Source organism: Pseudomonas floridensis, assembly GCF_002087235.1.
GTDB lineage: Bacteria > Pseudomonadota > Gammaproteobacteria > Pseudomonadales > Pseudomonadaceae > Aquipseudomonas > Aquipseudomonas floridensis.
On sequence record NZ_MUIO01000018.1, the window covers coordinates 59,557 to 79,249 of the forward strand.

A 19,693-nucleotide genomic window follows, 5' to 3' on the forward strand; every position below is an offset into this window, starting at 1 on the left:
CTCAGGAATACTCAAATGAATAAACGTATATTGGCCTGGATGTTTTGCCTGGCGACGCCGTTAGCTCAGGCGCAGATGCTGCAGCCAGGCTTGTGGGAGCTGACTTCCAGCAACATGAAAGTGGATGGCCAGCAATTGCCCGATTTGCAACTGATGCTGGGACAGTTGAAAAACCTGCCACCCGAACAGCGAGCAATGATGGAACAGATGATGCAGAGGCAGGGCGTTACGCTGGGTGGCCAGGGCGTGCGTGTTTGCCTGACGCCTGCTCAAGTTCAATCGGACAATATCCCGCTGACAGACCCCAAGTCCGGCTGCACGCAGAAGATCACTGCGCGCAATGGCAAGACCTGGAACTTCCAGTTCAGTTGCCCTAAAGCGCAGGGCACGGGACAAGCGCAATTCCTCAGCGACCGCGAGTTCACCACTAAAGTGGTTGGCACGTTCAATGCCACTGGTCAGCAGCAGAACGGCAGCATGGACACCCGCGCTGTGTGGCTGGGCGCGCAGTGTGGAACGGTCACGCCGCGTACCTGAGTCAATTCATACAGTTACGTTCCACGTGGAACATTCCTGAAAAAACGGTCGATTTATTGTCGGTTACGGGAATGTTCCATAACGTAATCTTCATGATTTACTTCATCTTTGATGTGTAACTGCATGTTATATTGTTACTAATATCAGGGATGTTCACTTCATGAGCCGGGATGCTCGTTTTTGCGCTTGAGACATCCCATGCACAGACGCCAAATGCTGCTCAATATGCTCCTGGCCGGTGCGGCCCTGACTCTGCCGCTGGGCGCCTACGCCACGCAGATACGTAACGCGCGTCTGTGGCGCACCAATGACAAGCTGCGTCTGGTCCTCGATCTGAGCGGCCCGGTGCAATACAAAACTTTCACGCTGACTTCGCCTGACCGTTTGATCATCGACGTCAGCGGCGCGCGCCTGACCGGCGACTTCAGTCAGCTGGCGCTGGACAGAACCGTCATCACCTCCATTCGCTCTGGCCATTACGGCGCTGGCGATGACACGCGCATCGTGCTCGACCTGACTGCGCCGGTGCAGTTGAACAGTTTTCTGCTCGGCCCTCAGGGCGATCAAGGCCATCGTCTGGTACTGGACATGAGTTCCACGGCACGCGCCCCGGTACAGATGGCCGAGCTGCCGCCGCCTGTTCCAGTGCAAATGCCGAGCAAGGCGCGCAGCGGCGGTCGCGACATTATGGTCGTGGTCGACGCCGGCCATGGCGGCAAGGATCCCGGAGCAGTGGGCTCAAAAGGCGAGCGAGAGAAAGACGTGGTGCTGTCGATCGCGCAACTGCTGGCCAAGCGTCTCAAGCGCGAGAAGGGCTTTGATGTGCGTCTGGTGCGCAATGATGACTTCTTCGTGCCGCTGCGCAAACGTGTGGAATTCGCCCACAAATCCAATGCCGACATGTTCATCTCGGTGCACGCCGATGCTGCACCACGCCTGACAGCGTCCGGCGCGTCGGTGTTCGCGTTGTCCGAAGGCGGCGCCACGTCGGCCACGGCGCGTTTCATGGCTCAGCGCGAGAATGGCGCGGACCTGCTGGGTGCCAGCTCGTTGCTCAATCTCAAGGACAAGGATCCGATGCTGGCCGGGGTGATTCTCGACATGTCGATGAACGCGACTATCGCCGCCAGCATGCAGTTGGGTCACACCATTCTGGGCAGCCTGGAAGGCATCACCACGCTGCATCAAAAGCGCGTGGAACAGGCCGGGTTTGCCGTGCTCAAGTCACCGGATGTGCCGTCGATTCTGGTCGAGACAGGGTTCATTTCCAACAGTCGCGACAGCCAGCGTCTGGTCACGGCGCGTCATCAGCAGGCGGTCGCCGATGGATTGTTCGACGGCCTGCAGCGTTACTTCCAGCGTAATCCGCCAATGGATTCGCACATGGCCTGGGTGCAGGCGCAGAAGCGCGAACAGCAGGTATGACGTGGTCACCTGCAGCCGTTCAAGCGGCTGCAGGTGATTTTGCTGCGTGTGCCGTTCGAGCTTGAAACCCGCGTGATGGTGGTCCACCCCACACGTTGAATGGTGCCGATCCAGGCTTCGCCATCTGATGCCAGCCCCGTGAAGAACGTCAATTGATCGTAGCGGCTGTTGGTCTGCACCCAGCGACGTTTGTCCAGCACTTCATAGCCTTTGAGCCAGGTCGTCTGCCCGGCCGTGGTGACGCTGTAGTGATTGCCCAGCGCATCGCTGCACGCCAGTACGGTCGCGCTGCGAGTGCACAACGCCAGATCGGCGGCAGGCTTCGCTCCCGCAGCCATGGCCTGCGCGCCGATCAACGCCATTAACGCAAACAAACCGGTGCAGACCTGCTTCATGACGAACCCTTCATTGAACGGTATGGCTATTTTGCGTTGTTATACTATAACATCTTGCCGTGATTAGAGCGGGCTGCCAGATGGATTCGTTGCAGCCCGTACGAACAGGGCTGAAGCCCTGCATTCCGGCAGGAGAATCCTGATGTCGAACCGTCTACCCGTTACCGTGCTGTCCGGATTTCTCGGCGCCGGAAAAAGCACCTTACTCAATTACGTGCTGCGCAACCGTGAAAATCTGCGGGTTGCCGTCATCGTCAACGACATGAGTGAAATCAACATTGATGGCAGTGAGGTTCAGCGCGATGTCAGCCTGAACCGCGCCGAAGAAAAGCTCATCGAGATGAGCAACGGCTGCATCTGCTGCACCTTGCGCGAGGACTTGCTCGAAGAGGTGAGTCGCCTCGCTCAAGACGGACGCTTCGATTACCTGCTGATCGAATCCACCGGCATCTCTGAACCCTTACCGGTCGCGGAGACCTTCACGTTTCGCGATGAGGCAGGCAAGAGTCTGACCGATATGGCCCGTCTCGACACCATGGTTACGGTGGTCGACGGGGTCAACTTTCTGCTCGACTACGAAGCCGCCGACGGCCTTTCTTCACGCGGCGAAACCCTGGGTGAGGACGACGACCGCTCGATTACCGACCTGCTGATCGAGCAGATCGAATTCGCCGACGTGATCCTGCTGAGCAAGATCGATCTGATCAGCTCGCAGGAACGTGAAGAGTTGATGGCGATCCTGAGAAGCCTGAACGCCGAGGCAGACATCATCCCGATGGTCATGGGCGAAGTGCCTTTGGCGAAGATTCTCAACACCGAGCGCTTCGACTTCGAGCGCGCCTCTCAGGCACCGGGTTGGCTGAAGGAGCTGCGCGGCGAGCATTTGCCGGAAACCGAAGAGTACGGCATCGCCTCCACGGCCTATCGGTCGCGTCGCCCGTTTCACCCGCAACGTTTTTTCGACTTCATCAATCGCCCTTGGACCAACGGCAAGCTGCTGCGCTCCAAAGGCTTTTTCTGGCTGGCCAGCAAATACAAGGACGCGGGCAGTTGGTCTCAGGCGGGCGGGTTGATGCGACACGGGTTCGCAGGGCGCTGGTGGCGCTTTGTGACGCGTGAAAGCTGGCCTGAAGACCAGGAAAGTGTGACCTCGATTCTGCAAAACTGGTCCACGGAAACCGGCGATTGCCGCCAGGAACTGGTGTTCATCGGTCAGAACATCGACTTCCAGCGGCTGACTGCCGAACTGGACGACTGCCTGCTCACTGATGCCGAGATGGCCGCAGGTGTGGAGCGCTGGCGCATGCTGAAGGATCCCTTTGGCCCTTGGCACGAAGAGGTGGCTGCCTGATGCATGCTCATTTTCTGAAATACCAGCCGCCGATTCGGCAGGCACAGGGCGAAACGCCTGACGTGTTGGGCGAAGTGCTGGAAGACGGTGTCAATCTCGCGGTCTGGCGGCGTCAGTTACCGGCCCATATCGAAGACTTCGGCGCGTTGCTGCTGTCGATGGGGCAGTCGTTGTCCGAGTCTTTGACGCTGGACGTGAAGGGCGGCGATGTCGAGCCTGATCTACGCACGCTGGCGTCGGGCTATTCCGATCTGCAGGGCTATCAGGGCTTCATCGCTGACGTGTCCTGGCTGGTCAGCGCTTATGCCTGCCTGCTCGGAGCCGACTGTGTGGGGCTGCGTTTGAGGGTGCTCGACAAGGCCATGTGTCCGCGTTTCCATGTCGATCACGTGCCGGTGCGCCTGATCACGACGTATGCCGGACGCGGCAGTCAGTGGCTCAAGGAGGACGTCATCGATCGCAGGCAATTGGGACGCGCCGAAGCCGAACCTGTGGATGCCGGCGTCATTCAGCAGATCGACACTGCTGACGTGGCCTTGCTCAAGGGCGAGCGCTGGCGCGGCAACGAGGGCGCGGGCCTGGTTCATCGCTCACCGACGCTGGAACGCAACGAGCGCCGGTTGATCCTCACCCTGGACTGGCTGGCCTGAAACGCTATTACGGCGTCAGCCACTGACCTTTGCTCTGGCCTTCGCAAAACGGCTTCAAATACAAAGCGTCCGTGGCTACGCCGTAATAATGAATGTTCTCGCGATAAGGCATATTGGCGACCTGTGCGTTGCGGCACACGCCGAACGCGCCGGTAGGGCATTGTTGCAGGTAGGTGACCTCGGTCTTCTGGCCAGCCAGTTGTGGCTGGCAGAAGCTGTCGTGGAACAGGTTGGCCGGGATATTGATATTTTCCTGACACACTTTGACGTCGAGTCGATCGGCCTGGCTGTGCACCAGGCAGGCGTCAGCCCGGTTCTCGCCTGACGAGATCATCAACAGCACCCACACCAGTCCGGCAGACAGCCGCATCGCTTGCATCGTTACCTTCCTTGCTCTTCAATGGCGAACGCACTCGCAGAGCATCATCACCATGCTGCAGAACATTCCTACTCACGTCATCAGTGGCCCGCTGGGTGCCGGCAAGACCAGCCTGATCCGGCAATTGTTGGCGCAAAAGCCGTCCGGTGAACGTTGGGCAGTGTTGCTCAACGAGTTCGGGCAGATCGGTCTGGACGCCGCACTGCTGACAACGGCTGAAGATGGTATCGCACTTGGCGAAGTGGCTGGCGGCTGCCTGTGCTGCGTCAACGGCGTACCGTTCCAGATTGGTCTGGGTCGTCTGCTGCGCAAGGCCAGGCCCGACCGCCTGCTGATCGAACCTTCCGGGTTGGGGCACCCCGCGCAGTTGATGGCGCAGTTGAGTGAAGCACCCTGGCGTGGCGTGCTGGCGCTTCAGCCAAGCGTGATGGTGCTTGATGCCGCAGCGATGGCAGAAGGCGAATCACTGCCCACGACTCAACAGCAGGCGCTGGCGCTGGCCGGACAGGTGGTGATGAACAAGTCTGAGCATGTGGATGACGCTGCACGGTCCTTACTGGCAGACCAACTGACCGGCCATTCCTTGTTCTGGACCCGCTACGGCGAGTTGCCGCTTGATCTGCTGCCGGGCTTTTCAGCGCAAGGCTCTGTGGATAAGAGTCTTGTGGATAACCTGGTGTTGCCTCGCAGTGTCGGTCCGCTCGAAACGATCTGGACCGATCCGTTCGTACCCATCTGCCTGAGTCACGACAGCGAAGAAGGCTGGAGTATCGGCTGGCGCTGGCATCCCTCGCAGCGGTTCGACCTGATACGGGTTTTGCACTGGCTGGAAAGCCTGAACTGGCGTCGGGCGAAGATGGTTATCCACAGCGAAAGCGGTTGGTACGCAGGCAACGTCACGGACAGTGGTCGGCTGGCCTGGCGCGTCAGCGAATGGCGACGGGATTCGCGCCTGGAGCTGATCTTTTCAACGCCTCAGGATATTGATGCATTGCAGGTTCGGCTGGCAGAGTGCGTGGTCGATCACAAACTTTCATTGCTCACGCACGAGTGATTCGGCGCTCGCTTATTGCTTCCATTTCTGATGCGACTGACGCCATTCACTCATTTGAATGATCTCCGCACTCGGCGGTGGCGTTTTTATCTCGAACGGGTAGGGTGCCAGCTCGATCTGCGCGGTGTGAGCGCCGAACATGGTAATGGTGCCGGGATGCCGCTGTTCTCCCGTGACGGTGAATTCGAAACCGTACACCCGGGCCAGACGCCTGTGACCCTGAGCATCGCGAGCGAAAGTCAGACGGCGCAGGGCGACATTGCCGTCGAGCAGTTCGAGTTCGAGCCGGGCGCAGTGCTGCTTGACCCGCTCCAGCGCTTTCTCGCGCAATCCATGCGCGTGCCACCACCATGCTGCAGCACTTGCGAACAGCATCAGCACGAAAATGTTTCCCAAGGTCAGCATGACGAGGTGCTCCAGCAAAGGAGCCACCAGCTTAACTGTCCTGAGTGATTTACAGCCATACTGTGCGACTTATATTTCTCATTACTGCATTTGCATCGTGTTCAGGATACTCCCATGAAACGTACACCCCACTTGCTCGCTATCCAGTCCCACGTGGTCTTCGGCCACGCCGGCAATAGTGCGGCGGTGTTTCCGATGCAGCGTATCGGGGTCAATGTCTGGCCGCTCAACACGGTCCAGTTCTCCAACCACACCCAATACAAGCAATGGACAGGCGAAGTGCTGGCGCCGCAGCAGATTCCGGCGCTGATCGACGGCATCGCCGCGATTGGCGAGCTGGGTCACTGCGACGCCGTGTTGTCCGGCTATCTGGGCAGCGCCGCTCAGGGGCGAGCGATCCTGACCGGCGTGGCGCGGATCAAGGCGGCCAACCCCAAGGCCCTGTATTTGTGCGACCCGGTGATGGGGCATCCCGAAAAGGGCTGCATCGTCCCGGCAGAAGTCAGCGAGTTTTTGCTGGAGGAGGCCGCTGCCATGGCCGACTTCCTGTGCCCGAACCAGCTGGAACTGGACAGCTTTTCAGGCCGCAAGCCTGAATCGCTGCTCGATTGCCTGGCGATGGCACGCGCGCTGTTGGCCCGGGGTCCGAAAGCAGTGGTGGTCAAACACCTGGATTATCCGGGCAAAGCGGCCGATGGTTTCGAAATGCTGCTGGTCACGGCGGACGCCAGTTGGCACCTGCGTCGGCCATTGCTGGCCTTTCCGCGTCAGCCGGTGGGCGTCGGCGACCTGACCTCCGGTCTGTTCCTGGCCCGGGTACTGCTGGGCGACGATCTGGTCGCTGCCTTTGAATTCACGGCATCCGCAGTGCACGAAGTGCTGCTGGAAACCCAGGCGTGCGGCAGTTACGAACTGGAACTGGTTCGCGCCCAGGACCGCATCGCTCATCCGCGCGTGCGTTTCGAAGCGGTCAGGCTGTAACGGCGTTGCCAGCCTCTGGCTCGGGCCTTTTGGCCTGAGCCGTCTCTTACAAGGCTTCTTCCTTGATTTCCTGATAGCGCTTTTCCAGTTCCTGACGGATCTGGCGGCGTTGTTGTGCCTGAATATAGCGGCGCCTGGCGTCCGGGCTTTCCGGTTCCAGCGGCGGGACACTGGCCGGTTTACGGTTGTCGTCCACGGCCACCATGGTGAAGAAGCAACTGTTGGAGTGGCGTACCGAGCGCTCGCGGATGTTTTCCGTGACCACCTTGATGCCGACCTCCATCGAGGTGTTGCCGGTGTAGTTCACCGAGGCCAGGAAGGTCACCAGCTCACCGACATGTACCGGTTCGCGGAAAATCACCTGATCCACGGACAGTGTCACCACATAGCGCCCGGCGTAACGGCTCGCGCAGGCGTAGGCCACCTCATCCAGGTACTTGAGAAGCGTACCGCCATGCACATTGCCAGAAAAGTTGGCCATGTCCGGGGTCATCAATACAGTCATCGACAGCTGGGCGTTTCCGGGTTCCATAGCGTACTCACACGGTCAAGGTGTTCATTGGCGCCTATGCTGGCGCTCGGGAATTGAGGCGTCTTGCAACCACAGTATCGGGACGCTGGCTGTCAGGCAGCCGTCACGCCTTCACTCTATCTGTTTCCATATATTGCACCGGCTTTCTGGCGAAGGGTGCGGTGTTACCCTTCAAAAACCCGTGGATCGGGTTTTTTCCTACGTTTTGATCAGATTTTGATGACGAGATGAACGCTCCGTGGCAGGACAGGGAGCGTCGATACCGGTCGGGACGTCATTACTCACAAGGAGCCGCACCCCCATGCATGCCATCAATTTCATTCAGGACCTGGCAGTGATCATGCTGGTGGCGGGCGTGGTGACTATCCTTTTCCACCGACTGCGTCAGCCGGTGGTGCTCGGTTACATCGTCGCCGGCTTCATCATCGGCCCGCACACGCCGCCCGTGAGTCTGATCCACGACGAAGACACTATCAAAACCCTCGCCGAGCTTGGCGTCATTTTCCTGATGTTCTGCCTGGGCCTGGAGTTCAGTCTGCGCAAGCTGTTCAAGGTCGGTGCGACCGCGTTCATCGCGGCGTTTCTCGAAATTGCCCTGATGATCTGGCTCGGTTACGAGATCGGTCAGTTCTTCGGCTGGAAGACCATGGATTCACTGTTCCTGGGCGCGATTCTGGCGATTTCCTCGACCACCATCATCGTCAAGGCGCTCAATGATCTGAAGATGAAGAACGAGCGCTTCGCTCAATTGATCTTCGGCGTGTTGATCGTTGAAGACATTCTCGGCATCGGCATCATCGCGCTGCTGTCCGGCATCGCCGTCAGTGGTACGGTCAGCTCCGGCGAAGTCTTCTCGACGGTCGGCAAGCTGTCGCTGTTCATGATCGTGGCACTGGTGATCGGCATTCTGCTGGTGCCGCGTGTGCTGGCGTACGTGGCCCGTTTCGAAAGCAACGAGATGCTGCTCATCACGGTACTGGGCCTGTGCTTCGGTTTCTGCCTGTTGGTGGTCAAGCTGGAATACAGCATGGTGCTCGGTGCGTTCCTGATCGGCGCGATCATGGCCGAGTCCCGCGAACTGATAAAGATCGAGCGACTGATCGAGCCGATTCGCGACATGTTCAGCGCGATCTTCTTTGTGGCGATCGGATTGATGATCGACCCGAAAATCCTGCTGGATTACGCCTGGCCCATCGCGGTCATCACCGTCGCGGTGGTGGCGGGCAAGATGTTGTCCTGCGGACTGGGAGCGTTTATCGCCGGCAACGATGGTCGTACGTCGCTACGTGTCGGGATGGGCCTGTCACAGATTGGCGAGTTTTCCTTCATCATCGCGGCGCTTGGCATGACACTGCAGGTGACCAGCGACTTCCTGTACCCGGTTGCAGTCGCCGTGTCGGCCATCACCACCTTGCTCACGCCGTACCTGATTCGTGGCGCCGACCCGCTGTCGCTCAAGCTGGCGGCAGTGGTTCCTGCGCGCACGGCCAGGGTATTCAACATGTACGGCGAGTGGCTACGCAGCATTCAACCGCAAGGCGAAGGTGCGGTGCTGGCGAAGATGATCCGGCGCATCCTGTTGCAGGTCGGCATCAACCTGGCACTGGTGATGGCGATCTTCTTCAGCGGTGGCTATTTCGCCGAGCGCATTGGCGGCTATATGAGTGAGTGGGTCCACGATGTCAGCCATCAAAAGGCGTGGATCTGCGGCGCGGCATTGCTGCTGTCGCTGCCGTTCCTGATCGCCGCCTATCGCAAGCTCAAGGCGCTGTCGATGCTGCTGGCGGAGATGGGCGTCAAACCCGAGATGGCAGGGCGTCACACCGATCGGGTGCGCAAGGTGGTCGCTGAGGTGATTCCGCTGCTGTCGCTGGCGGTGATCTTCGTGATGCTGGCGGCGTTGTCGGCGAGCATTCTGCCGGCCAACGAGCTGTTGCTGGTGATCGCTCTGGTAGCGGCGCTCGTGGCTGCACTGCTATGGCGCTGGTTCATCCGCGTGCATACGCGCATGCAACTGGCCCTGATAGAGACGCTGGGGAACAACAATCAGGAGTCATCCGGGCATTGAGCCCGGCGACTTCCCTGTAACGGACACTGTCCAGCGGGGCTCAGCTTTCCAGCCAGACGTCCCGCGCCCAGTGCCAGACCGATTCCCAGCTCTCTTCGGTTACCAGTTCTTCTTCGGCTGACCACAGCACTACAGTGCCGTCTTCTTCCACGCAGTAGTAATCGTCACCGTCCTGACAGATCGGAATCAGCTCGCGCGGTACGCCCATGTCCCAGGCGGTGGCGGCGACGTCCGGCAGATAGGTGTGCGACTGCGGGTCAGTCACGGTAACGGGCTCCAGGCTGCCGTACACCACGTCGCTGACGGTCAGGAGAAACTCCTTGAAGACAAACGGGATGTTGATCAACAGCTGTTCCTCGATTTCAACCAACAGGTCCTCATCGGGCAGTTCGAGCGGAACCGGGACCGGCTCGTTGGCTTCACGCAGTTGTTCGATGACTTCTTCCACGACACGGATCCTCTCACTTGATGGCGCGGGTTATACAGTAGCGTAAAGGCTTTCTCAAAATAACTATCCGAACGGATAAACGAAAAACCCCGGACATGTCCGGGGTTCTGAACGCAGGAACGGGATCTGGTTCAACCGTTCTGGCGAATTCCCGCCACCAGCCACGGCTGGTTGTCGCCTTGCGCACGCTCCATGTTCCAGCTTTCGCTGAACACTTCGCCCTGGTCAAAACGCGAGGTCTTGGAAACGCCTGAGAAGGTCAGGGTGGCGATGGTCTTGTCGGCTCGGTCATCGACACCGTCGAGCTGAACGTTGAGGTTGTCGATGTAGGTCGACTGGAAGCCGTCGCCCAGGTCTGCGCGCTCCTTTTTCAGGAACTGCAGCATTTGCGGGGTGACGAACTCCGCGATCTTGTCCATCTCGTTGGCGTCCCAATGCTGTTGCAGCGACTGGAAGTGACTGCGAGCAGCTTCAAGAAAGCGTTCCTCGTTGAACCACGCCGGTGCATTGATGACCGGTGCAGCGGAAGCTTTCGAGCTGCTGCCGAAGATCGGGTTCTGCGCAGGCTGGCTGCTTTCACGCTGATACGGAGCGCCTGCACCGGCCATTTTCGGCTGTTGCTGCTGCCGACGACGCGCGATGAAGCGGAAGATCAGGAAGGCGATGAGGCCCACGATCAGAATGTCGAACAGCTGCAGGCCCTGGAAGCCGTCGCCCATGAACATGGCGGCAAGCAGGCCACCGGCAGCGATACCGGCCAACGGGCCGAGCCAGCGGGAGGCACCGCTGGCAGCAGGTGCAGGACGACCGGCGGCGTTAGGCGCTGCGGCTGGTGTGGAAGGAGCGGTCTGGCGCGCCTGATGGGTCGGCGCCGAGCCCATGCTCTTGCCGCCACCGAAACGCGCGGCGTTCACATCCAGGCTCAGAGTGAGCCCGATGCACAGTGCCATCGCGAAGCTGAGAAAACGTTGCATATGGGTGTTCCCGTTTTGTGATTGCATGCGCGCCATGTTGCACAGCACATGGCTGCATGACCAGCGCGTTAGTGTTTCGGACTTTTACACAAATAGTGTAAGAAATTTCGCCGAGACTTGTAGTGCGGCTTCCATTGTGAGGGCAACGGCCTTTATCAAAGGTGAACGTGCCCCGGCTGCGGGCACGATCACCTGTCATTGTCGTCCGTTACAGCGCCACCAGCTTCGCATAACCCATCATCAGCCACTTGCTGCCTTCGGCGAAGTTGACTTGCACCCGTGCCTGGGCGCCTGCGCCTTCGAAGTTGAGGATCACGCCTTCGCCAAATACTGCGTGCTGCACACGCTGGCCCAAGGTGAACTCGGTTTCCGGAATACCGGCACCCGAAAAAAGGCTGCTGTTATTGACCTTCTGCGTGCCGCCGAACGGACGGCTGACGCTATTGGACAAACGCACTTCCTGAATCAGCGCTGGCGGGATTTCGCGTACGAAACGCGACACCTTGTTATAGGTTTCACTGCCGTACAGACGCCGGGTTTCGGCGTAGGTCATCACCAGATGCTGCATGGCGCGGGTGATGCCCACGTAGGCCAGACGGCGTTCTTCCTCAAGGCGGCCGGGTTCTTCCAGGCTCATCTTGTGCGGGAACAGACCTTCTTCCATGCCCACCAGGAAGACATGCGGGAATTCCAGACCCTTGGCGCTGTGCAGCGTCATCAACTGGATGCTTTCTTCATGTTCCTGAGCCTGGGTGTCGCCTGCCTCAAGCGATGCGTGCCCGAGGAATGCAGCGAGCGGCGTCAGGTCTTCTTCACCTTCGGTGTTTTCGAACGCACGTGCGGCGCTGACCAGTTCCTCAAGGTTTTCCACACGGGCCTGGCCTTTCTCGCCTTTTTCCTGCTCGTGATAGGTGATCAGTCCGGACTGCTCGATGACGGTCTGGGTCATCAAGTGCAGCGGCATGTCCATGACCTTGGCCGACAGGTTCTCGATCAGTTCGATGAACCCGCCCAGCGCAGTAGCAGCTCGGCCGGTCAGGCCTTTGTTGACCACCAGCAGGCGCATGGCTTCCCACATAGACACGTCTGCGTGGCGCGCATGTTCGCGAATCGCTTCGACGGTCTTTTCGCCGATACCGCGTGCCGGAACGTTGATGACCCGCTCGAGTGCCGCATCGTTGCCACGACCTTCCAGCAGTCGCAGGTAAGCCATGGCGTTCTTGATCTCGGCGCGCTCGAAGAAGCGCTGACCACCGTAGATGCGGTATGGAATGCGCTCGCGCAGCAAGGCTTCTTCCAGCACTCGCGACTGGGCGTTGGAACGGTACAGAATGGCGATGTCGTTTCGCGAAATGCCGGTCTTGAGCACGCTCTCGATGGTCTCGACCACGTAGCGCGCTTCATCGTGTTCGTTGAACGCGGCATACAGGCTGATCAGCTCGCCATCGCCGACATCGGTCCACAGTTCCTTGCCCAGACGACCGCTGTTATTGACGATCAGGCCGTTGGCCGCCTTGAGAATGCTCGCGGTGGAGCGGTAGTTCTGTTCCAGGCGGATGACTTCGGTGTCCGGGAAGTCTGACGAGTACTGATGAATGTTCTCGATCTTCGCGCCGCGCCAGCCATAGATGGACTGGTCGTCGTCGCCCACCACCATGAGGCTGTCGCCGCCCTGGGCCAGCAGACGCAACCAGGCGTACTGCACGGCGTTGGTGTCCTGGAACTCGTCCACCAGCACATGACGGAACCGACGCTGGTAATGCGCCAGCAGACCCGGGTTGTCGCGCCACAGGTCCAGCGCCCGCAGCAGCAGTTCGGAGAAGTCGATCACGCCTGCGCGCTGGCAGGCGGCTTCGTAGGCTTCATAAATGCCGCGCATGGTGGTCAGGAACAGGTCGCCGCTGGCCTGAATGTGCTGCGGGCGCAGGCCTTCGTCTTTCTGACCGTTGATGAACCACTGTGCCTGACGGGCCGGCCAGCGCTGTTCGTCCAGCCCCAGTTCGCGGATCACGCGTTTGACCAGCCTTTGCTGATCATCGCTGTCCAGAATCTGGAAGGTCTGCACCAGTCCGGCTTCCTGCCAATGCGCCCGCAACAGGCGGTGCGCCAGACCGTGGAACGTGCCGACCCACATGCCTGCCGGGCTGATGCCCATCAGTTGCTCGATGCGGTGACGCATCTCGGCAGCGGCCTTGTTGGTAAACGTTACCGACAGGACTGAATGCGGGGAGGCTTGCTCGACCTGCATCAGCCAGGCGATACGATGCACCAGCACACGGGTTTTGCCGGAGCCAGCACCGGCCAGAACCAACTGACGACCCAGGGAGGCGGCTACGGCCTGACGTTGGGCGTCGTTGAGGGAATTGAGGAGAAGAGAGAGATCATCGCGCATCGACGCATTCTAGGGTGCTGCGTCATGGTGGGCAAACCATGCTTTGCGTCAGGCAATAAAAAGTCGTTGGCGCTGACGACTGGTCATTCAGCCAGTTCGGCTCCAGGTGCTGCGCCGCTGCCAAGTGAATGACGTATTACGTGCAGCAGAGCTTATTTTTTGCGGTGGGGCGGGGCAGTCGTCTGGTCACATGCACCTGTCGACGGGTCGGCAGGTTGGTGGAGACGCTGGCATTTGCGGAAGACTGCTTTAATCAGTGTGAGCTGCACGGGATATTTCGACTGATGTAGGATTATTCCCACATATTTTTATGATTTGCCTGCTCAAGCGCCGCGAATGACGTTCCACGTTCGTTTAACTGTGCGTCTTGCAGGTCATGTAGTATAACTACAAGAAAGCTACAACCCGCCCACCGCTTCATTGCCGAGTCTGCCTTTTGAATCTGCTGCAACACATCGCCCAGTCCCGTCACCTGCTGCGCAAATCGGAGCTCAAGGTAGCCGACCATGTGCTGCTCGACCCTGCGGCTGTGATGCACAGTTCCATGGCTGATCTGGCGCACAGCGTCGGGATCAGCGAGCCGACCATCGTGCGCTTCTGTCGCGCCATTGGTTGCAGCGGATTTCAGGACCTCAAGCTCAAGCTGGCGCAGAGCCTGGCGGCGGGCGCGAGTTTCGGGCAATTTGCGATTCATGAAGACGACTCGGTCGCCGACTACAGCCTGAAGATTTTCGACACCACGCTGCACACCCTTATGGAAGTGCGCGAGAACCTCGATCCTCACGCCCTGCAACAGGCCGTCACGGCCATGGCCGGCGCCAATCGGGTCGAGTTTTACGGGTTTGGTGCGTCGGGTGCGGTGGCGGCGGATGCCCAGCACAAGTTCTTCCGCTTGCTGCTGACTGCGGCGGCGTATTCCGATCCGCACATGCAGGCGATGTCGGCGGCGACACTCAAGCCGACGGATGTCGCGGTGTGCATCTCCCAGTCCGGGCGCTCCAAGGATCTGCTGATTACCGCCAACATGGTCCGTGAAAGCGGTGCAACGCTGATTACCCTGTGCCCGAGCCAGACGCCGCTCGCCGAGCTGTCCTCGGTCAATCTGGCCATCGATGTCCATGAAGACACCGAAATCTATACCCCGCTGACCTCGCGCATCGCGCACCTGGTCGTGATCGATGTGCTGGCGATGGGCGTAGCCATGGCTCGTGGCCCAAGCCTGGTCAATCACCTCAAGAGCGTCAAACGCAGTCTGCGCAGCCTGCGTCTGTCGCCCAAGTCGATCAAGACCCACGAAGACTGAGCGACCTCGCGCGGGCAAAATTTCATCGTTCTGTCACTTTCGTGCCGCGTGATTGTCACCGGAACGCTCCATTCTGGTGCTCCCACAAAACGTATTGGGAGACAGGACATGGCTCGGCACTACGACGATTTACCCAACAGCACCGTGAAAACCCGCCGTCAGCAGGAAGATCAACGCCGCATGGAGTTTCGTCGCGCCATCGAGAGCTACTGTGAGGCGCGTCAGCTCAACCAGGATCTTTGCGACTATCTGGACGGCGCGACCGGCACCGTCTGGCAAACCGTCACACCGTCCGAGGACGGCCGTCGAAGCGTTCGACAAGCTGGCTGATCTGCGCCCGTTCGGTACGAATGAATGCCAGAAAAGCGTGGGCCACCGGGGACAGGCGTTTGTCCCTGGCCTGCACCACGCACCAGCTTCGATATAACGGCAGTTCCGCCACGGGCAGCTCGACCAAAGCGCCGCTGGCCAGCTCCTGACAGACCGCATGTCGGGTCAGGAGCGCCAGGCCCAGCCCGGCGACCACGCATTCGCGCTGTGCTTCGCTCGATGACACTTCGCTGGTCTGTGTGAAATGCACGCGCTTTTCCTTGAAATACTCCTCGCAGGCCCTGCGCGTACCGGAGCCCGGTTCGCGTGTCAGCAAAGGCCACGGTTCCAGATCCTTAAGGCTCAATGACGCCTGGCGGCACAGTGGGTGGTCCGGCGGTGCCACGGCAACGATGGGGTTGTTGAGAAAGGGTAGAAATTCCAGGCCCATGTCCTGCGGCACCATCGACATCACCACCAGATCATCACGGTTGTCCGACATGCGGCGGATAACCAGCGCGCGGTTGACCACCGTCAGGTTCAGGCTGACTTCCGGGTACTGGCGCTTGAATGCAGCGAACAGGTGCGGGATGAAGTACTTGCAGCTCGACTCGATGGCCAGTTTCAGTTGGCCTTGCAGAGAGCCCTGCATGTCCGAGAGCTGCATATCGAGGTTTTCCAGCCGTCCGAAAATGTCGCGGCTGGCGGCTTGCAAAGCTTCGGCGGCCTCAGTCAGGTAGAGCTTCTTGCCGACGTATTCGAACAGCGGCTGACCAACCAGCTCCTCAAGCTGACGAATCTGCAGGCTGACGGCAGGCTGGGTCAGCGCCATTTCCTCGGCCGCCCGGCTGTAAGAGCGCAGGTCGCATACCTCATTGAAAATGCGCAATTGACGCAATGTCATCCGCATCAATGACTTACGCATGGTTTCTGGCTCCCGGACATCGATTGAGTGCTGATTATAAGCTTTTACTTATGTGTAACCCAATTTTTACTCATTTTTATTAATTGTCGTTCAGGCATAGGGTGTCCCTGCGGCATTGAGTCACATGCCCGGTTACAAAAAAGCAGCCGTGACGTTGGTCCTTAAGGTCGAGGGAACGCCAGTGATAACAAAAATTTTGATTGCCAATCGCGGAGAGATTGCCGTTCGTATCGTGCGCGCTTGCGCCGAAATGGGCATTCGCTCGGTGGCGATCTTTTCCGATGCCGACCGCCATGCTCTGCATGTCAAACGCGCTGACGAAGCCTATAGCATTGGTGCCGAACCGCTGGCCGGTTATCTGAACCCGCGCAAGCTGGTCAATCTCGCTGTAGAAACCGGCTGTGATGCATTGCATCCCGGTTATGGTTTTCTTTCTGAAAACGCCGAACTGGCAGACATCTGTGTCGAACGCGGGATCAAATTTATCGGTCCGTCTGCGGAAGTCATTCGCCGCATGGGCGACAAGACCGAAGCGCGCCGCAGCATGATCAAGGCCGGTGTGCCCGTTACACCGGGCACCGAAGGCAACGTGGCCGACATCCATGAAGCGTTGATCGAAGGGGATCGCATCGGTTACCCGGTCATGCTCAAGGCCACATCCGGCGGTGGTGGTCGCGGCATTCGTCGTTGCAACAGCCGCGACGAACTGGAGCAGGCCTTTCCCCGAGTCATTTCCGAAGCGACCAAAGCGTTTGGTTCGGCCGAAGTCTTTCTGGAAAAGTGCATCGTCAATCCCAAACACATTGAAGCGCAGATTCTGGGCGACAGCTTCGGCAATGTCGTGCATTTGTTCGAGCGGGATTGCTCGATCCAGCGCCGTAACCAGAAGCTGATCGAAATCGCTCCCAGTCCGCAGCTAACGCCGGAGCAACGGGCCTACATTGGTGATTTGTCGGTGCGTGCCGCCAAGGCCGTGGGTTACGAAAACGCCGGCACCGTTGAGTTTCTGCTCGCCGATGGCGAGGTGTACTTCATGGAGATGAACACCCGCGTTCAAGTGGAGCACACCATCACTGAAGAGATCACCGGCATCGATATCGTTCGCGAGCAGATTCGTATTGCGTCTGGCCAGCCGCTGTCGGTCAAGCAGGAAGACATTATCCACCGCGGCTTCGCGTTGCAGTTTCGGATCAACGCCGAAGACCCGAAAAACAACTTCCTGCCCAGCTTCGGCAAGATCACCCGCTATTACGCGCCCGGCGGCCCCGGCGTGCGTACCGACACGGCGATCTACACCGGCTACACCATCCCGCCGTTCTACGATTCGATGTGCCTGAAGCTGATCGTCTGGGCGTTGACCTGGGAAGAAGCGATGGACCGTGGCCTTCGCGCCCTGGATGACATGCGCCTGCAAGGGGTGAAAACCACTGCTGCCTACTATCAGGAAATCCTGCGCAACCCGGAATTCCGCAGCGGTGAGTTCAACACCAGCTTCGTCGAAAGCCATCCCGAGCTGACCAACTACTCGATCAAGCGCAAACCCGAAGAGCTGGCTCTGGCCATCGCCGCCGCCATTGCCGCCCACGCAGGCCTGTAAGGAATACTGAAATGTCCAAGAAGATCTTCGTTACCGACACCATCCTGCGTGACGCTCATCAATCGCTGCTGGCCACGCGTATGCGCACCGAGGACATGCTGCCCATCTGCGAAAAGCTCGACAAGGTCGGCTACTGGTCGCTGGAAGTCTGGGGCGGCGCGACGTTCGATGCTTGCGTGCGCTTCTTGAAGGAAGACCCGTGGGAGCGTCTGCGCCAGTTGCGCGGGGCATTGCCCAATACCCGCCTGCAAATGCTGCTGCGCGGTCAGAATCTGCTCGGCTATCGCCATTACAGCGATGACGTGGTCAAGGCCTTCGTCGCCAAGGCGGCAGTCAACGGCATCGACGTGTTCCGCATCTTCGACGCCATGAACGACGTGCGTAACCTGCGCGTGGCCATCGAAGCGGTGAAGGCAGCGGGCAAGCATGCTCAAGGCACCATCGCCTACACCACCAGTCCGGTGCATACCATCGATGCGTTCGTGGCGCAGGCCCGGCAGATGGAGGCGATGGGTTGCGATTCAGTCGCGATCAAGGACATGGCGGGCTTGCTGACGCCGTTCGCTACCGGCGAACTGGTCCGGGCGCTGAAGGCCGAGCAGTCGCTGCCGGTGTTCGTGCATTCCCATGACACGGCCGGCCTGGCTGCCATGTGTCAGCTCAAGGCCATCGAGAACGGCGCCGATCATATCGACACCGCCATTTCCAGCTTCGCCTGGGGCACCAGCCATCCGGGCACCGAGTCGATGGTTGCAGCCCTCAAGGGCAGCGAGTTCGACACCGGGCTGGATCTGGAATTGCTGCAGGAGATCGGCCTGTATTTCTATGCGGTGCGCAAGAAGTACCACCAGTTCGAAAGCGAATTCACTGCCGTCGATACCCGTGTGCAGGTCAATCAGGTCCCGGGCGGGATGATTTCCAATCTGGCCAACCAGCTCAAGGAGCAGGGCGCGCTCAACCGCATGAACGAGGTGCTCGCCGAGATCCCGCGTGTGCGCAAGGACCTGGGCTATCCGCCGCTGGTCACGCCGACTTCGCAGATCGTTGGCACGCAGGCGTTCTTCAACGTGTTGGCGGGCGAGCGTTACAAGACCATCACCAACGAAGTGAAGCTCTATTTGCAAGGCGGCTATGGCAAGGCGCCGGGGCAGGTGGATGAAAAGCTGCGTCGTCAGGCCATCGGCAACGAGGAACTGATCGACGTACGCCCGGCCGATCTGCTCAAGCCGGAAATGACCAAGTTGCGTGCCGACATCGGCACCTTGGCGAAATCCGAGGAAGACGTGCTGACCTTCGCCATGTTTCCGGACATCGGTCGCAAGTTCCTTGAAGAGCGTGCTGCCGGATCCCTGACGCCTGAAGTGTTGTTGCCAATCCCGGAAGCAGGCAGCGTCGCCCGCGCAGGTGGAGAGGGCGTGCCGACCGAATTCGTCATCGACGTGCACGGCGAGACCTACCGCGTGGACATCACCGGGGTCGGCGTCAAGGCCGAGGGCAAGCGGCACTTCTACCTGTCGATCGACGGCATGCCGGAAGAAGTGGTGTTCGAGCCGCTCAACGAATTCGTCAGTGGTGGTGCCAGCAAGCGTAAACAAGCTCATGCGCCTGGCGATGTCAGCACCACCATGCCGGGGAACATTGTCGATGTGTTGGTCAAGGAAGGTGACGTGGTCAAGGTTGGTCAAGCCGTACTGATCACCGAGGCCATGAAGATGGAAACCGAAGTTCAGGCTTCAATTGCCGGCAAGGTCGTTGCCATCCACGTCGCCAAGGGCGACCGCGTGAATCCGGGCGAAGTCCTGATCGAAATAGAAGGCTGACCGGGCGTAGAAGTCGTTCTGATCAGTTGAACCGTTTACCTCTGGGGGAGCACTCGTGGCTCCCCTTTTTTTGTGTGGAACATGGTTGTTGATCGTTTTTTGTACAGATGTCGCGGCCGGCAGTATGGACCCTTCGCGGACAAGTCCG

At 59.4% G+C, this 19,693-nt stretch carries 19 protein-coding genes; 11 read left to right on the forward strand and 8 right to left on the reverse strand.

Annotated elements, in window-relative coordinates; all coding sequences use genetic code 11:
• Positions 1-15 precede the first annotated feature (15 nt).
• Both BZK31_RS06300 and BZK31_RS06305 read left to right on the forward strand, forming a co-directional pair.
• Positions 16-537: a DUF3617 domain-containing protein gene (locus BZK31_RS06300; RefSeq protein ID WP_083181931.1), complete on the forward strand. Its 522-nt coding sequence runs from the start codon at positions 16-18 to the stop codon at positions 535-537.
• A gap of 198 nt (positions 538-735) precedes the next feature.
• The gene (locus BZK31_RS06305) at positions 736-1,962 is read left to right on the forward strand and encodes an N-acetylmuramoyl-L-alanine amidase (protein ID WP_083181932.1); all 1,227 of its coding nucleotides are present in this window, start codon (positions 736-738) and stop codon (positions 1,960-1,962) included.
• 5 nt (positions 1,963-1,967) lie between these two features.
• On the opposite strand, the gene BZK31_RS06310 is transcribed toward BZK31_RS06305, so the two are convergent.
• A complete protein-coding gene (locus tag BZK31_RS06310; RefSeq protein WP_083181933.1) occupies positions 1,968-2,357 on the reverse strand; it encodes a glutamine synthetase in 390 nt (129 codons plus the stop codon).
• A 142-nt stretch (positions 2,358-2,499) separates the two neighbouring features.
• On the opposite strand from BZK31_RS06310, the gene zigA reads away from it, so the two are divergent.
• Positions 2,500-3,708: a zinc metallochaperone GTPase ZigA gene (gene zigA / locus BZK31_RS06315; protein WP_083181934.1), complete on the forward strand. Its 1,209-nt coding sequence runs from the start codon at positions 2,500-2,502 to the stop codon at positions 3,706-3,708.
• A complete protein-coding gene (locus BZK31_RS06320) occupies positions 3,708-4,358 on the forward strand; it encodes a DUF1826 domain-containing protein (protein ID WP_083181935.1) in 651 nt (216 codons plus the stop codon). The genes zigA and BZK31_RS06320 overlap by 1 nt, the downstream gene beginning before the upstream one ends.
• 7 nt (positions 4,359-4,365) lie before the next feature.
• Here the strand turns inward: BZK31_RS06320 and BZK31_RS06325 are convergent, their stop codons facing one another.
• Complete coding sequence (locus tag BZK31_RS06325) at positions 4,366-4,737, reverse strand: NADH:ubiquinone oxidoreductase (RefSeq protein ID WP_083181936.1); 372 nt, start codon at positions 4,735-4,737, stop codon at positions 4,366-4,368.
• 52 nt (positions 4,738-4,789) lie between these two features.
• Here BZK31_RS06325 and BZK31_RS06330 point away from each other — a divergent pair, with 52 nt between their 5' ends.
• A complete protein-coding gene (locus BZK31_RS06330; RefSeq protein WP_083181937.1) occupies positions 4,790-5,791 on the forward strand; it encodes a CobW family GTP-binding protein in 1,002 nt (333 codons plus the stop codon).
• A gap of 12 nt (positions 5,792-5,803) precedes the next feature.
• On the opposite strand, the gene BZK31_RS06335 is transcribed toward BZK31_RS06330, so the two are convergent.
• Positions 5,804-6,196, reverse strand: a complete 393-nt coding sequence (locus BZK31_RS06335) for a DUF3301 domain-containing protein (protein WP_083181938.1) — start codon at positions 6,194-6,196, stop codon at positions 5,804-5,806.
• 114 nt (positions 6,197-6,310) lie between these two features.
• Between BZK31_RS06335 and pdxY the strand changes: the two genes are divergently transcribed.
• A complete protein-coding gene (gene pdxY / locus BZK31_RS06340; RefSeq protein WP_083181939.1) occupies positions 6,311-7,177 on the forward strand; it encodes a pyridoxal kinase PdxY in 867 nt (288 codons plus the stop codon).
• 46 nt (positions 7,178-7,223) lie between these two features.
• Here the strand turns inward: pdxY and BZK31_RS06345 are convergent, their stop codons facing one another.
• Positions 7,224-7,709 carry an acyl-CoA thioesterase gene (locus tag BZK31_RS06345; RefSeq protein WP_083181940.1) on the reverse strand — a complete coding sequence of 162 codons (486 nt, stop codon included), beginning with the start codon at positions 7,707-7,709 and terminating at the stop codon, positions 7,224-7,226.
• Positions 7,710-8,010: 301 nt separating this feature from the next.
• Between BZK31_RS06345 and BZK31_RS06350 the strand changes: the two genes are divergently transcribed.
• The gene (locus tag BZK31_RS06350) at positions 8,011-9,777 is read left to right on the forward strand and encodes a cation:proton antiporter (protein ID WP_083181941.1); all 1,767 of its coding nucleotides are present in this window, start codon (positions 8,011-8,013) and stop codon (positions 9,775-9,777) included.
• Positions 9,778-9,817: 40 nt separating this feature from the next.
• On the opposite strand, the gene BZK31_RS06355 is transcribed toward BZK31_RS06350, so the two are convergent.
• The 3 genes from BZK31_RS06355 to uvrD form a co-directional block, all read right to left on the reverse strand.
• Positions 9,818-10,225, reverse strand: a complete 408-nt coding sequence (locus BZK31_RS06355) for an SMI1/KNR4 family protein (protein ID WP_083181942.1) — start codon at positions 10,223-10,225, stop codon at positions 9,818-9,820.
• Between the two features lie 131 nt (positions 10,226-10,356).
• Positions 10,357-11,199, reverse strand: a complete 843-nt coding sequence (locus BZK31_RS06360) for a Tim44 domain-containing protein (RefSeq protein ID WP_083181943.1) — start codon at positions 11,197-11,199, stop codon at positions 10,357-10,359.
• A 208-nt stretch (positions 11,200-11,407) separates the two neighbouring features.
• On the reverse strand, positions 11,408-13,591 hold the full coding sequence (gene uvrD, locus BZK31_RS06365; protein ID WP_083181944.1) for a DNA helicase II: 2,184 nt from the start codon (positions 13,589-13,591) through the stop codon (positions 11,408-11,410).
• Positions 13,592-14,027: 436 nt separating this feature from the next.
• Between uvrD and hexR the strand changes: the two genes are divergently transcribed.
• Complete coding sequence (hexR, locus tag BZK31_RS06370) at positions 14,028-14,894, forward strand: transcriptional regulator HexR (RefSeq protein ID WP_083181945.1); 867 nt, start codon at positions 14,028-14,030, stop codon at positions 14,892-14,894.
• 108 nt (positions 14,895-15,002) lie between these two features.
• Complete coding sequence (locus BZK31_RS06375; RefSeq protein WP_083181946.1) at positions 15,003-15,224, forward strand: PA3496 family putative envelope integrity protein; 222 nt, start codon at positions 15,003-15,005, stop codon at positions 15,222-15,224.
• Here BZK31_RS06375 and BZK31_RS06380 read toward each other — a convergent pair.
• Entirely contained in the window at positions 15,178-16,128 is a 951-nt protein-coding gene (locus tag BZK31_RS06380) for a LysR family transcriptional regulator (protein ID WP_083181947.1), read from the reverse strand. The genes BZK31_RS06375 and BZK31_RS06380 overlap by 47 nt on opposite strands.
• A 181-nt stretch (positions 16,129-16,309) precedes the next feature.
• On the opposite strand from BZK31_RS06380, the gene BZK31_RS06385 reads away from it, so the two are divergent.
• Complete coding sequence (locus tag BZK31_RS06385) at positions 16,310-17,725, forward strand: acetyl-CoA carboxylase biotin carboxylase subunit (RefSeq protein ID WP_083181952.1); 1,416 nt, start codon at positions 16,310-16,312, stop codon at positions 17,723-17,725.
• 11 nt (positions 17,726-17,736) lie between these two features.
• Positions 17,737-19,545, forward strand: coding sequence for a sodium-extruding oxaloacetate decarboxylase subunit alpha (gene oadA / locus BZK31_RS06390; protein WP_083181948.1), 1,809 nt, complete (start codon positions 17,737-17,739; stop codon positions 19,543-19,545).
• The last annotated feature ends 148 nt before the right edge of the window (positions 19,546-19,693 follow it).